A 13,247-nucleotide genomic window follows, 5' to 3' on the forward strand; every position below is an offset into this window, starting at 1 on the left:
ACTGTTATTTATTTCTCTTCACTTTTCATTCTTTACTACGTTTCACGCTACAATATGACCCTACGTCCCCTGTTAACCCTTTCCCTTTTTTCCTGGTCGACTGTGCTTTTCGCACAGCAGCCGAAGCCAACGCGTCCCGTTAAAGAGGGCGAGGTGGATAATCAGGAAATTACCGTTGAGAAAAGTCGTAAAATCGACTTACCCCCCGCTAATCGAATTTTCAATAAAATTCCGTCCATCAAACAATCAGTTGAACAGCGGAAGCTGACTTACGAATTTGAGGATCGGAAACTAACCATCGGTGATCCTAAAATAACCCCCGGCGTACTTGCCCCGACGACGGCAAAGCCCGACGAAACACCGGCCTACAACAATTACGTAAAGCTTGGCGCCGGAAACTATAGCTCGTTTTTGGGTGAGGGTTTTGTGGGTATAAACAATTTATCCAATCTGGCACTGGAGGGCTCCATTCGACATCTGTCTTCGGGCATCGGGCCTGTCGACGGGAAGAATTCGGCACAGAGCGATACCCGGCTTCGGGTTACGGGTAAGTATTTAGCGGATGCGTTTAAACTTCAGGCGGATCTTGGATTCGACCGAAACACGTATAACTTTTACGGATACAGTCGCGAATACGCAGCCCAACCTACGTTCGACCCGGACTTAATCAAGCAGCGGCTCAACACGATCAACGTTAAACTTGGTATTGAAAACGCCAATTCGGACAACGCCATCGACTACTCACTTCGTACGGGTATCACCTCCCTGCGCGACCGTTTCAATGCATCCGAGACCGATTGGGCGACTAACTTCAATGCCTCCCTGGGCCTTACTGACGAGCTGATCGCCTTAGTATCTGCCGATGCGTTTGTTACGCAACGCACCGACGGCTCAATTATCGACAACCGTAATCTGTTTCGGGTAAAGCCAACGTTTAAGTACACCTCTTCGCTGTTCACGATAACGGGGGGGATCAATGTTGCTAATCAAACCGATCAACGGCAAGGTATAAATGATACCCGGGCCTTTCCGGTAGTCGATATTGACGTTGCGCCCATTACCAATATTCACGTTTTTGCGGGTATCGACGGCGACATTAACCGAAATACGCTTCGTTCGTTATTGTCTGAGAATAAGTGGCTTGCGCCACAAGTTCTATTGGTTAACACTGTTAAGTCGTGGGATATATATGCTGGTTCCAAAGGAAATGTCGGTGGCGGGTTCTCTTACGAAGGTAAAGTATCCTATGCCCGCTACCGTAACTTCTCGGCCTTCAATAACACCAATCCAGACACGACCAAATTCTTCGTTCTCTACGATGGTGGCGTGTCAAATGTGCTAACAATATCGGGGCAACTGGCCTACGCCCAAAAAGACAAGTTCCGCTCGACACTGAAAGCTGACGTCTTTAATTACGGTCTTGAGCGACTTGAACAAGCCTGGGGACGTCCGCAGGTGGCTGCTACCTGGACCAACTCGTACATCCTGAACAAAAAATTATTTGTCACCGCTGATTTGTATTTTTATCAGGGTATCAAAAATAAAAACTTCACAACGGGCGTCGTGTATACACTGAAGCCTATTTACGACGCCAATGTAAAAATTGACTATTTCTTAGGGAAGCAGGTATCGGCGTTTGTTTCGCTTAATAATATCTTCGGGCAGAATTACCAGCGATATTTGTATTATCAAACGCAAGGGCTTAACTTTCTCGGCGGAATCAGTTATTCATTCTAATCGTTCCGTTGACTTACACTATGGCTGCTGTTAAAGATTACCTAAAAAAGTTGCTGTATCAGTACGACTGTGTGGTTGTTCCCGAGCTTGGGGCTTTCCTTACACACTACCAACCGGCAGCCTTTACGGAAAGCAGTGGTTTGTATTTGCCCCCTCGTAAACGGGTTGCCTTTAATGAGGCTCTTCGTTTCGACGATGGGATTCTGGCCAACTATATTATGCTTCATGAGCCTGTAAACCGCGAGGGCGCTCAAAAGCACATTAGTCAGTTCGTTACGGAGCTTCGTCGAAAAATCGAAACAGATGGCCGGTTTGAAGTTGACAATATCGGCACGTTTACCCACAATGACGAAGGTCGTTTACAGTTCGATCCCAGTTTGCGGCATAATTTCTTTGGTGAAGCCTATGGCATGAGCGCCATATCGTCGCAACTGGTTCATCAAAAACCAAAACCAGAGCCGGTTCTGGACGCAGTTCCTGTTACAGCCGTTGGCCCTGTTTTAGTTCAAGATGATGATGTCACCCTGACGCCTTATCGTCCATCGCGCCCCTACTGGCGTGTGGCGGCAGCCGCCCTGGTGATCGGGTCACTTGGTGTATTTAGTTATTTCTCGGTAATTAATCCTGGTCAACCCTTACAAAGCAGCCTCGATCCATCAAACCTGCTTCGTTTGCCTGCTTCCTATTTCAACCAGTCAACCGCTGTAGAAAAAACGGTCAAACCAGTCACTGTTGCCTCTGAGCCTGTTATTGAACCGGTTGCTGTTGTAGCCAAGCCAGAAACCATCCCAGTCGCAGAAGTAGTTAAGCCAACGGAAAGTGCACCAGCGAAGCCTGTACCAGCGGCTATTGCAATAAAGTCAGCGGAAATTAAAGTAAAACTTGAAGCAGCTCCTACTGTCAAACCATCGGCTGTAAATTCCATTCCAGCGAGAAGAGCTATTTTCACTAAGGCTGTTAGAACAACACCTTACTACACAGTAATTGCGGGCGTTTTTTCCAGCAAACGAAATGCGCTTCGCATGAAGCGTCAACTTCGTAAAGCCGGGTATTCTGACGCCTTTGTTATTTTGCCAAACCGTGGGCAGAAATCCACATTATATAAAGTTGCAGCTGCCGGTTCTGCTGATCGCGATGAAGCCATTGCCAATATGGCTGCTATAACTGAGATAGCTGGTTCAGGAGCCTGGCTTTATAAGAATTAGTTACCATCTTTTCTATAAAAAAAGGACAGCCTCAAGGCTGTCCTTTTTTTATGCTTTGTGTGATACAAACAAAAACGGCCCCCACTTTCGAAGGAGCCGTTCTGCACACGTACAAACAGGAATCTTAACCCAAATACGTCTTCAGCGCTTTTGACCGTGAGGTGTGGCGGAGCCGACGAATGGCTTTCTCTTTTATCTGCCGAACCCGTTCACGGGTAAGGTTGAATTTCTCACCAATTTCTTCGAGTGTCATAGCGTGTTCGCCATTAAGACCGAAGTAGAGTGTGATCACATCTGCTTCACGTTGTGTTAGCGTCGATAACGCTCGTTGTACTTCTTTCCGAAGTGAGTCGTTAATCAGGCCGGAGTCTGGTTTGTCTTCACCGTCGTTTTCAAGTACATCGAGTAAGCTATTCTCTTCACCTTGCACAAACGGCGCATCCATCGACACGTGACGGCCCGAAATCTTGAGTGTGTCAACTACTTCCGCAGCTGAAATCTCAAGTACTGCCGCCAATTCCTCTGGCGATGGCTCCCGTTCAAACTTCTGTTCCAGGTCGGAGAATGTCTTCGAAATCTTGTTCAGCGAACCTACCCGGTTGAGGGGCAGACGAACAATACGCGACTGTTCGGCCAGGGCTTGAAGAATAGACTGACGAATCCACCAAACAGCGTACGAGATAAATTTAAATCCACGCGTTTCATCAAACCGTTGTGCCGCTTTGATCAGGCCAAGATTCCCTTCGTTGATCAAGTCACCCAACGATAGCCCCTGATTCTGGTACTGTTTGGCAACCGACACGACGAAGCGTAAGTTCGCCTTCGTTAATCGCTCCAGCGACAATTGGTCACCTTCCCGAATTTTTTGGGCCAGCGTTACTTCCTCATCGGGCGTAAGCAAGTCCACTTTACCAATTTCCTGCAAGTACTTGTCTAACGACTGGCTCTCGCGGTTGGTTATCTGTTTTGAAATTTTTAGCTGTCTCATAATCCGTTGTCCCCGGTGGAGTGACTATATAACGCTTCCGTTTGACGTAACATTACACGAAAAAGTAACAATGACTTACGCAATTTTGTTCTCCGGCTTCGGCAGCAAAACTTTACGCGATAAACGATACTTTCCGGTCTTTTTGTCCACGTCGATCAACTTTACCGTTATTTCCTCCCCTACCTGCAGTACACCGTCCATGGTTTCCAGACGCTCCCACTTAATCTCGGAAATGTGCAAAAGTCCATCTTTACCGGGCATGAACTCAACGAATGCACCAAACGGCTGAATCGTTTTCACTTTGCCTACATAGGTTTCGCCAACTTCCGGTACAGCAACGATGCCTTTCACACGGGATACGGCTTTGTCCATGCTTTCTTTGCTGGTGGCAAAGATGCTAACCCAACCCGCATTGTCATGTTCGTCGATGTTAACGACAGCACCAGAATCTTTCTGGATATCCTGAACCACTTTACCACCGGGCCCGATAACCGCGCCGATCTGGTTTGTGTCAATCTTGATGACCATAGCACGGGGAGCATGGGGTTTCAAGTCCGAACGAACATCTGCGATGCCCTTCATCATTTCGCCCAGTATGTGCAACCGGCCCAAACGAGCCTGCTCCAGTGCCTGTGCCAGTACTTCATACGACAAACCATCAACTTTCAGGTCCATCTGGCAAGCGACGATACCTTTTGTTGTACCTGTAACCTTGAAATCCATATCGCCAAGGTGATCTTCGTCGCCAAGGATGTCCGACAGAACGGCATACTTATCGCCATCTGAAATCAAGCCCATGGCAATCCCGGCTACGGGTGCTTTGATCTTGATACCAGCATCCATCAACGCCATCGTACCGGCACAAACCGTTGCCATCGACGATGAGCCGTTCGACTCCAGAATGTCGGATACAATCCGAATGGTGTATGGGTTCTCTTCGGCAGGTGGCAATACTTTTTTCAGTGATCGGTGAGCCAGATTACCGTGACCAATTTCTCGACGACCAGCACCCCGGTTAGGCTTCACTTCGCCCGTTGAAAAGCCGGGGAAGTTATAGTGCAACAGGAATTTGCTGTACCCCTGGTACATGGTTTGATCAACAATCTGTTCGTCGGTTTTTGTACCAAGCGTAACAGTTGTCAGCGATTGCGTTTCGCCCCGTGTAAACAGTGCGGAACCGTGTGGGCCTGGCAGATAGCCAACTTCGGCAGAGATCTGACGAATCTGGTCCAGTTTCCGGCCATCTAAACGGGTACGCTCGTCAAGCACTAACCGGCGCGACGCTTCCCACTCCAGGTCGTGGAAATAGGTTTTAATTAAGCTTACGTTTACCTCTTCTCCCTCGGCAAACGATGCTAAGTATTCGTCACGAACGGCTTTGAAACCATCCGAACGACCTTTTTTGCTTGGGTTCTGCTGGAGGGCAACGGCATAAATTTTATCGTAGGTAGCGGCACGAACGGCAGCACGAAGTACTTCGTCGTGCGTTTCGTGATTGTATTCACGCTTTTCGGTTTTACCAACCTTTGCTTCCAGTTCTTTCTGCGCCTGGCACTGAAGCTTGATGGCTTCGTGAGCAGCTTTAATTGCTTCCACGACTTCGGCTTCTGAACATTCGTTCATTTCGCCTTCTACCATACAAATGTCTTTGCTGGTAGCAGCCACAATCAGGTCGATTGTAGCGCGTTCCAGTTCCGATGTTTTTGGGTTGATCTTATACTGACCATCGATTTTGGCAACGCGTACTTCGGAGATTGGCCCGTTGAACGGGATATTCGACACGGCCAGGGCCGATGAAGCAGCCAATGCAGCCAATGCATCAGGTTGCACTTCGGGATCTGCCGAAATCAACGTGATCATCACCTGCGTATCGGCATGGTAATTATCAGGGAAAATAGGCCGCAGGGCGCGGTCTACTAAACGGCTAATGAGGATTTCGTGATCACCCAGGCGACCTTCGCGACGTTGGAAGCTTCCCGGAATCCGGCCAGCCGAAGCAAATTTTTCCTGGTAATCAACAGATAAAGGAAGGAAGTCGACGCCTTCTTTGGCATCTTTACTTGATACAACGGTTGCCAACAGCATGGTGTCGCCTAACCGTACAACCACCGCACCGTCGGCCTGACGGGCCAGTTTTCCGGTTTCGATGGTAATTTCCCGCCCGTCGGGCAGCGCAACGGATTGCGTGGTGATTTCAAACATACAGCTTATTTTGAATACGTTCTCTTACAGCTTTAAACCGCTCGGCAGCTTCTAGCTTACCTTTTTACTTACTTGTTATTCCTGCTTATAGAAACAACAAAAATGAGGGAATCTACTGTTAGCAGATTCCCTTTTTGTGGGTTGTCCCAAATTACTTCCGGAGTCCCAGCGCAGCCAGGATAGCCCGGTACCGCATGATATCCTTTTTGAGGAGATAGTTCAGCAGGCGACGACGCTTACCAACTAATTTTAAAAGACCCAGTTGAGTGCCGTAATCGTGCTTGTGAACTTTCAGGTGCTCAGTTAAATGACTGATCCGATAGGTAAAAAGCGCGATCTGGGATTCGGCCGACCCGGTGTCAGTTGCACTTTTGGCATGACCCGAGGTGGAGAATATCTCCTGTTTTTTTTCGGTCGTTAGATACATCTTCAGACAGCTAATTGATTAAAAATTATGAATTCGGGTGCAAAGATAAGGAAAAATAATTGTAATTATTAACTGACAACGTTACCGCTCTTAATGAATCGTTTTCTCAGTCGTTCCCACGCAATTAAGTAAACATCTTTATCGAACAGACGTGAATCGTGCCGGGCACGCTGCATTAACAGCAGGCCAAGCGGGAAAAGCACAATGTTGGCGAGCCAGGCACCAATTGGCACCCAGAGTAAACCGTCTTTCGCATACTTGTCGCCCGCAATCGTTAATATATACAGGAAAATAAAAAATACGATGGCAATCAGCACGGGCAAACCGAAACCACCTTTTTTGATAATGGCCCCCATCGACGCACCGATCAAAAACATGACGAAAACCGAAACGGCCTGCGTGAATTTGTGGTGGCTTTCTAACTGATACCGCCAGACGTTCTTTTCCTTTTCGGTCAGGTATGTTACGTTCGACGTAGAGTAAGACAGGATACTCTGCGCCTGACCCAGGGCCGCCTGCGCCAGATCGGGCGTGGCAACCGTTTGTTTCCTCAGCAGCGAGTCAAGCCATTTCCCTTTCGTTAGCTTCTTCTGTTTCAGCACAGCGTCGGCCTTGAACTGGTACGTATAATATTGCCGTGAGCTCCCCGCTACGTTCAGACTGGTTGTCGTATAATCTTTACGCAACGAATCCGTAAGCTTGGAGAGTTGGTTGAGGTCTTTCATGAACTCGTGGTACTCAAACTGGTTCTCATCGGTTCGTTTGATCCCGAATGATTCCAGGCTGATAACGAGCCGATAGTCCTTAAAGCCATTCCGCATGTATTGTGCTCCCTGCGCCGTCGATCCATTGCTGGCGTAACTAATACTATTGTCGGAATACTCCTGGTAATCGTTGCCGTTAAAGAGTTGAAAAACAAGGTACGTACGATCTTTATCCGTGTACATCCGCCCCGAATCGGCCAGGATAATCTCGCGATTACCTGATTCAATACCGCTGACCGGGTGTTTATAGATGACCAGCCCCTTCAGCAAATCGCCTGTAATGCTGTTTTTAGCGGCCTTCACTTTATGATCTACCTTTATACTATAGCCCGGCAAATCATTATAAAAGATACCTTCCTTTAGATTGAGCGTGGCTTTGGCGGTTTTTATGTCATAAAGCAGACTATATCCTTTCAGATTAGCCCAGGGTGCTACGGAATTATTGAACCAGAACGAGAAGGCGCTAATACCTATGGCCACAATAAGCAGGGGCTGCATTGCCCTGGTTAGGGAAATTCCTGCGCTTTTCAGTGCCGTCAGCTCAAAAAATTCGCCGAGGTTCCCGAACGTCATTAACGACGACAAGAGTACCGCCAGCGGCAAAGCTGTTGGGATCGTTAGTAAAGCAAAGTAGAAAAGAAGGCGGCCGAAGGTGAGCAGATCGAGGTCTTTGGAAACGAACTCGTCGATATAAAACATCAGCAGTCGCATCAGGAAGATGAAGATGACGACGCCAAGGGTTAAAAAAAACGGCCCCCAAAACGAGCCGAGTACTAATTTATCTATTTTCTTCATTCTAATGTATAATGCAGAATGGATAATGAATAATAGTCTATACGTAAGACGTTATCCTCATTATTCATCGTTCCTTTTCCCTTATGCATTAACAAAATTTAACTACCAACAATCTCTTTTAGCTTATACATAAGCCCATCCCAGAGATCCTGAAGCTCTTCTTCATCGGCGGTTGACGAATAATCGGTGATCCGTAGAAAGGTTGATTGTGTCAGTTCGCTTTGATCGACCCGAAAGTCCACATAGTTGTTATCGTTGCCGTTTTCGTCTGTGTCCAGAAATTCAAAACGCACACCTTTATTTTGCCGCATGGAAACCTGACGGGCAATGTGGCTCTCGTTGTCCCATTGAAAGTCAAGCCGTTGTTCCGGCATTGTATTTACCTTACTGGCAAACCACTGCGACAAGCCTGATGCGGTGCTAATGTAAGGAAACAGCATTTTGGGAGATGCCCGAAGTTCGTATTCAGCAATAAACTTAAATTTCTCCATAATTTTTCTCCTTTAGGAAAAGGGGTCATTGGCAAAGGTAAACGATTTTTTTTGCGAATGTCAACGACTTTTTTTGCTTCAAGCCGTTTTTTCCTTACTTTTGTGAAACGAAACGGCGGGGTAGCTCAGATGGTTAGAGCGTAGGATTCATAACCCTAAGGTCGGCAGTTCGATCCTGCTCCCCGCTACTTATAACTAAGCTCCATTTGTATGCACAAATGGAGCTTTTATTTTACCGCTACCCAATAGAGTAACACTGGGTTGCAGAAACCGGATCAATTCCAAAAGTTGTGGAGAGCGTTGTATTTTTCTAGGTTTGTGTTCTTAATCAAACCTACTTGCTTTGGAGAGTTTCTTACCCATCATCCAGTTCCTGTTGCCTGAGTTTATTCTGGAAAATTTCGAATTGACATCCATTGACCGGCTCCAGGGCGTCTTTCACGTTCATATCGAAGAGAAAAATGCCGATCAGCGGGATCCGGAACGTAAAAACCTACTCTCCAAAGGTTTCTTTCCGACTATCACGGTTCAAGATTTCCCCATTCGTGGGCACCAGGTTTTCCTCCACACTAGCTAGCTAGGGTGCAATGAGTGGAGTGGGTGAAGTGAGTGACCTTGGAACTGGAACTGACTAACTCCACTTACTCCACTCATTTCACCCACTCTACCACACTCAAAAATATTTTTTAAAAATTTAGTACTATGTATTGCAAGATACCAAACTAAACCCATATCTTTGTATTGTTCTTAGATAGCAGCGCTCATGAAAACTCTCCTTATAGTCGGCATTTTATTTTTAGGCATTAGCGGACAGGCATTTAGCATGGGCCATCCGCATAATATGTTTGCCGCCCGCAAACAGATGCGGTCTAAAACAGCCACATCGGTAGCTAAAACAAAATCGATAACCTCAACTTGCTGGCAGCAAACCGTTCAGGCAACCAAGGCGGCTATCAGCGAACGGTTGCTGGTGGCTCTTACAAATGTGAGACCGGCACGGGCTTACTAAGCCTTTAAGAGATAAGCAAATACCCCCTTTTCGTCTAGTATAAAACCAGTCGTATAAACATACGGTGCTGGTTTCTCCTCCGCCCGTATTTGGGCTTTTTTCATTTTAACTCCTCCCGGAAATTCAGTAATCCTTTCCTAAGTATTTTGTATGTTACTCTCTAAAAAGCTCTTTACCATAAGTTGTCAACAACCGAATCGTCACTTTTTTGCGTTTAGTTTATAGCCTGGGCATCATTATTACAAAACTTTTTCTAGTAATAAGCGTACATAAGTTGTTGACAATCTGAGCAAAGCATCAGTTGCTTTGTGTTTTAATATTGTATTAATCCACTAGCAAGAACAATTGTCATACATTATTACGTTAAAAACTTAGACAATTCGGTGATTGGCTATGGTTTTCGACAGTGTTTGGCTATTTTTATGGTCTGGCCAAAAACCACCGTTAACTGACCAATTCTTTTTACCCATTGAGTGCCCATGCGGAATCTTGTTTTACGACCAATTTTACTCGTCGGCCTGCTGCTCGTCAGTTTGTTGACTGCTTTTGGTTTAACGAAACCGGGCCGTAATCTCTGGGCGAGAATGGCCCACCGGGCAGCTATCAAAGCAACCAGCAAACGGATGGTAGCTCCAGCGGTTAAACCAGCCATTATCCCATATAAATATGGGCCGGCAGCCAAACCGGTTGAGGTGTTCGTTATGTCTGACAGTGGCCAGCACTGGGTTGACAGTGTTTTCCATACGATGACACCCGAGCAGAAAATTGGCCAGTTTTTCATGGTAGCTACTTTCTCCAATCGCCATGATAATCATTATCAATACATCGACCATCTTATCCAAACCAACAATATTGGGGGGTTAATTTTCTTTCAGGGCGGGCCATACCGGCAGGCTGTCTTGACAAATCGTTATCAGGCAGCTTCTAAAATTCCATTACTGATTGGCATTGATGGCGAATGGGGACTGGGAATGCGATTAGACAGCACGATGGATTTCCCCAAACAAATGTCGCTGGGTGCCATTCGGGATAATGAACTGATCTATCGAATGGGGGCCGAAATCGGACGGCAGTGCCAGCGGCTGGGTATCCATATCAATTTTGCGCCTGTATCAGACATTAATAGCAACCCCGCCAATCCTGTCATTGGCGTTCGGTCGTTTGGCGAATCGAAGGAAAACGTTGCGCTGAAAGCATCAGCTTATATGCGGGGGCTTCAGGGAACCCACGTTATTGCCACCGCCAAACACTTTCCGGGTCATGGCGATACAAACACCGACTCGCACCACTCACTGCCAACTATTAGCCGGTCGTCGGAACAAATGCGGGATATTGACCTGTATCCATTCCGTAAACTTATTGCCGACAGTTTGATGGGTGTTGTAACAGGCCATTTGCATGTGCCTGTAATGGACAATACGCCTGCCCTGGCCGCAACCCTGTCGGAAAAGATTGTTACTGAGTTACTCAAAAAAGAGCTTGGCTTTCGGGGTCTTGTCTTTACCGATGCGCTCAACATGGGTGGAATCAGCCGGTCGCCGAAAGCAATGGACGTAAACCTCCGTGCTCTTATGGCTGGTAATGACATTTTGCTGTATCCCGAGAATGTTCGGGAGGCAACCGTGAATATTTTGAATGCACTTCAACAGGGCATTATTTCGCAGGAACTGATCGATGAAAAAGTCAAAAAGATTCTTCGCGCTAAATACTGGGCTGGCCTCGCCCAGTACAAACCCATTGACCTTGCCGGTTTATCGGCGGAGCTAAATTCGCCCGAAGCAAAATTATTGAAACAGGAACTCTGCGAACAGGCGGTAACTATAGCCACCAATCAAAATGATCTGTTACCACTCAAGCACCTGGATACCTTACGGCTGGCTTCGGTTGCTATTGGTGCCGAACCGGGCAATGTCTTCCAGAAAACGCTTAATCAATACGCGCCTTTTCAAACGCTCGCCTATCCAGCGAAGCCAACTTCGGAAGCCGACCTGACGAATATCGTCGCTCAGATTGGCGATGCGAATACGGTGGTCGTGAGTTTCCATAAAATGAGCGAATCGGCCTCAAGGAAATATGGCATTACCAAACCTTCGCTCGACTTGATCACCCGCCTGAAAGATCGGGGTGTAAACGTGATCGTTACGGCGTTTGGGTCGCCTTATAGTTTGCAGCAGTTTACGGGTGCCGATGCGCTTGTCTGTGCCTATCAGGAGCTTGACGATATGCAGCGCGTAGTGCCACAGATACTCTTCGGTGGCTTGGGTGCACGCGGTATGTTGCCTATTTCGATTGGCGACATGAAAGTAGGGATGGGCCTGACCCTTAGTCCCGAAGGACGACTGTCGTCAGGCTCTCCGGAAAGTGTGGGAATGAAATCGGCGGTGTTGAATCAAATTGATGCAATTGCACAGGGAGCCGTTAAAAACCATGTTGTACCTGGGTGTGAAATTCTGGTAGCTCGCAAAGGCAAAATTGTTTACAGCAAAAACTTCGGTGCATTAACCTACGCACCCAATGCCGAAAAGGTAACGGATGAAACCCTGTACGATCTGGCTTCGCTGACAAAAGTGCTGGCTACCTTGCAGTCGGTAATGGTTTTATACGACCGTAAGCAAGTTGATCTGACGCAGAAAGCATCTCTTTACCTGCCTGAACTACGCGGTACTAACAAGCAGAATATTACTCTTCAGGACTTGCTTTGGCACCAGTCGGGCATGGTGTCGTTTTATCCAACTACCTGGGATCGTACTCGTTTGCCAGGTGGGGGCCTGAAAGCCGAATATTACGCATCGGTACATGACAGTTTACATACTCTTCAGATTGCCCCTACGCTCTGGGGCGTTTCTGCCCTGCGGGATTCAGTCTGGAAATGGGTGGTCCAGTCGCCGATGTCAAAAAAGGTCGATGAGTCGGGTAAACCTGCCTTTGTCTATAGCGATTTGAATTTTTTGACATTGCAGAAAGTGGTTGAACGGGTTAGCAAACAACCGCTCGACAAGTTCGTAACGGACAATGTGTACAAACCATTGGGGTTACATCAACTTGGTTTTACGCCCTTACAGCGTCTTACAAATCCAAAATGCGCCCCAACTGAACAGGACACCTATTACCGGAATCAGCTTCTGGTGGGTACGGTTCACGACCAGATGGCGGCAGTGCAGGGGGGACTTTCCGGTCATGCAGGGCTATTTGGCAATGCCCGTGATATTGCTACGCTTCTGCAAATGAATCTTCAAAAGGGTGTTTACGGTGACGAGCGCATTCTTCAGCCAATGACGGTGCCCTACTTTACTCAAACGCTGAGCAATCGCAGCCATCGGGCTCTGGGTTGGGACAAGCCTAATCCCGAAAGTGCCAGTAGTGTGTATATGGCTCAGCAAGTTTCTCCACGTTCGTTTGGCCATACGGGTTTTACGGGTAACGTAGTTTGGGTTGATCCAGATCAGGAATTGATTTTCATATTCCTTTCCAACCGAATTTATCCAACGGCCGGTAACAACTCCATCAACACAACGAAACTCCGCCGACGTATTCATGAAGTAATCTACTCGGCTGTCCAGTAACGGCCAGAAAGAATCAGAAAACATTTGGTATCAATAAGTTAACAAATATTCCTTTGTCATATGCCA

The 13,247-nt window shown here is 47.2% G+C and carries 10 protein-coding genes and 1 tRNA gene; 6 read left to right on the forward strand and 5 right to left on the reverse strand.

Going from position 1 to position 13,247, the window contains the following annotated elements; translation table 11 throughout:
* Nucleotides 1-54 precede the first annotated feature (54 nt).
* A complete protein-coding gene (locus CWM47_RS14700) occupies nt 55-1,737 on the forward strand; it encodes a hypothetical protein (RefSeq protein ID WP_100988763.1) in 1,683 nt (560 codons plus the stop codon).
* A 20-nt stretch (nt 1,738-1,757) separates the two neighbouring features.
* Nucleotides 1,758-2,942 (forward strand): HU domain-containing protein, encoded by a 1,185-nt coding sequence (locus CWM47_RS14705; RefSeq protein ID WP_100988765.1) that lies wholly within the window; start codon nt 1,758-1,760, stop codon nt 2,940-2,942.
* Between the two features lie 124 nt (nt 2,943-3,066).
* Here CWM47_RS14705 and CWM47_RS14710 read toward each other — a convergent pair whose 3' ends face one another.
* The 5 genes from CWM47_RS14710 to CWM47_RS14730 all read right to left on the reverse strand — a co-directional run bounded on the left by CWM47_RS14710 (nt 3,067) and on the right by CWM47_RS14730 (nt 8,609).
* Nucleotides 3,067-3,930, reverse strand: coding sequence for a sigma-70 family RNA polymerase sigma factor (locus CWM47_RS14710; RefSeq protein WP_009282104.1), 864 nt, complete (start codon nt 3,928-3,930; stop codon nt 3,067-3,069).
* A 75-nt stretch (nt 3,931-4,005) separates the two neighbouring features.
* The gene (gene pnp / locus CWM47_RS14715) at nt 4,006-6,132 is read right to left on the reverse strand and encodes a polyribonucleotide nucleotidyltransferase (RefSeq protein ID WP_100988767.1); all 2,127 of its coding nucleotides are present in this window, start codon (nt 6,130-6,132) and stop codon (nt 4,006-4,008) included.
* A 151-nt stretch (nt 6,133-6,283) separates the two neighbouring features.
* Complete coding sequence (gene rpsO / locus CWM47_RS14720; RefSeq protein ID WP_093822608.1) at nt 6,284-6,559, reverse strand: 30S ribosomal protein S15; 276 nt, start codon at nt 6,557-6,559, stop codon at nt 6,284-6,286.
* Between the two features lie 68 nt (nt 6,560-6,627).
* Nucleotides 6,628-8,118 (reverse strand): LptF/LptG family permease, encoded by a 1,491-nt coding sequence (locus CWM47_RS14725; protein ID WP_100988769.1) that lies wholly within the window; start codon nt 8,116-8,118, stop codon nt 6,628-6,630.
* A 98-nt stretch (nt 8,119-8,216) separates the two neighbouring features.
* A complete protein-coding gene (locus tag CWM47_RS14730) occupies nt 8,217-8,609 on the reverse strand; it encodes an START-like domain-containing protein (protein ID WP_100988771.1) in 393 nt (130 codons plus the stop codon).
* 114 nt (nt 8,610-8,723) lie between these two features.
* Here CWM47_RS14730 and CWM47_RS14735 point away from each other — a divergent pair.
* The 4 genes from CWM47_RS14735 to CWM47_RS14750 all read left to right on the forward strand — a co-directional run bounded on the left by CWM47_RS14735 (nt 8,724) and on the right by CWM47_RS14750 (nt 13,181).
* Nucleotides 8,724-8,797: transfer RNA gene (locus CWM47_RS14735), tRNA-Met, on the forward strand.
* Nucleotides 8,798-8,952: 155 nt separating this feature from the next.
* Nucleotides 8,953-9,186: an ISAon1 family transposase N-terminal region protein gene (locus CWM47_RS40660; protein ID WP_240625910.1), complete on the forward strand. Its 234-nt coding sequence runs from the start codon at nt 8,953-8,955 to the stop codon at nt 9,184-9,186.
* Nucleotides 9,187-9,372: 186 nt separating this feature from the next.
* Nucleotides 9,373-9,618 carry a hypothetical protein gene (locus CWM47_RS14745; protein ID WP_100988773.1) on the forward strand — a complete coding sequence of 82 codons (246 nt, stop codon included), beginning with the start codon at nt 9,373-9,375 and terminating at the stop codon, nt 9,616-9,618.
* A 479-nt stretch (nt 9,619-10,097) separates the two neighbouring features.
* Entirely contained in the window at nt 10,098-13,181 is a 3,084-nt protein-coding gene (locus tag CWM47_RS14750) for a glycoside hydrolase family 3 N-terminal domain-containing protein (protein WP_100988775.1), read from the forward strand.
* Nucleotides 13,182-13,247 lie beyond the last annotated feature (66 nt).

The organism is Spirosoma pollinicola, from assembly GCF_002831565.1.
Lineage (GTDB): Bacteria > Bacteroidota > Bacteroidia > Cytophagales > Spirosomataceae > Spirosoma > Spirosoma pollinicola.

Coding starts and splice junctions, on each gene's coding strand:
- CWM47_RS14700 (WP_100988763.1), top strand. CDS start 55: ATGACCCTACGTCCCCTGTTAACCCTTTCCCTTTTTTCCTGGTCGACT.
- CWM47_RS14705 (WP_100988765.1), top strand. CDS start 1,758: ATGGCTGCTGTTAAAGATTACCTAAAAAAGTTGCTGTATCAGTACGAC.
- CWM47_RS14710 (WP_009282104.1), bottom strand. CDS start 3,930: ATGAGACAGCTAAAAATTTCAAAACAGATAACCAACCGCGAGAGCCAG.
- pnp (WP_100988767.1), bottom strand. CDS start 6,132: ATGTTTGAAATCACCACGCAATCCGTTGCGCTGCCCGACGGGCGGGAA.
- rpsO (WP_093822608.1), bottom strand. CDS start 6,559: ATGTATCTAACGACCGAAAAAAAACAGGAGATATTCTCCACCTCGGGT.
- CWM47_RS14725 (WP_100988769.1), bottom strand. CDS start 8,118: ATGAAGAAAATAGATAAATTAGTACTCGGCTCGTTTTGGGGGCCGTTT.
- CWM47_RS14730 (WP_100988771.1), bottom strand. CDS start 8,609: ATGGAGAAATTTAAGTTTATTGCTGAATACGAACTTCGGGCATCTCCC.
- CWM47_RS14745 (WP_100988773.1), top strand. CDS start 9,373: ATGAAAACTCTCCTTATAGTCGGCATTTTATTTTTAGGCATTAGCGGA.
- CWM47_RS14750 (WP_100988775.1), top strand. CDS start 10,098: ATGCGGAATCTTGTTTTACGACCAATTTTACTCGTCGGCCTGCTGCTC.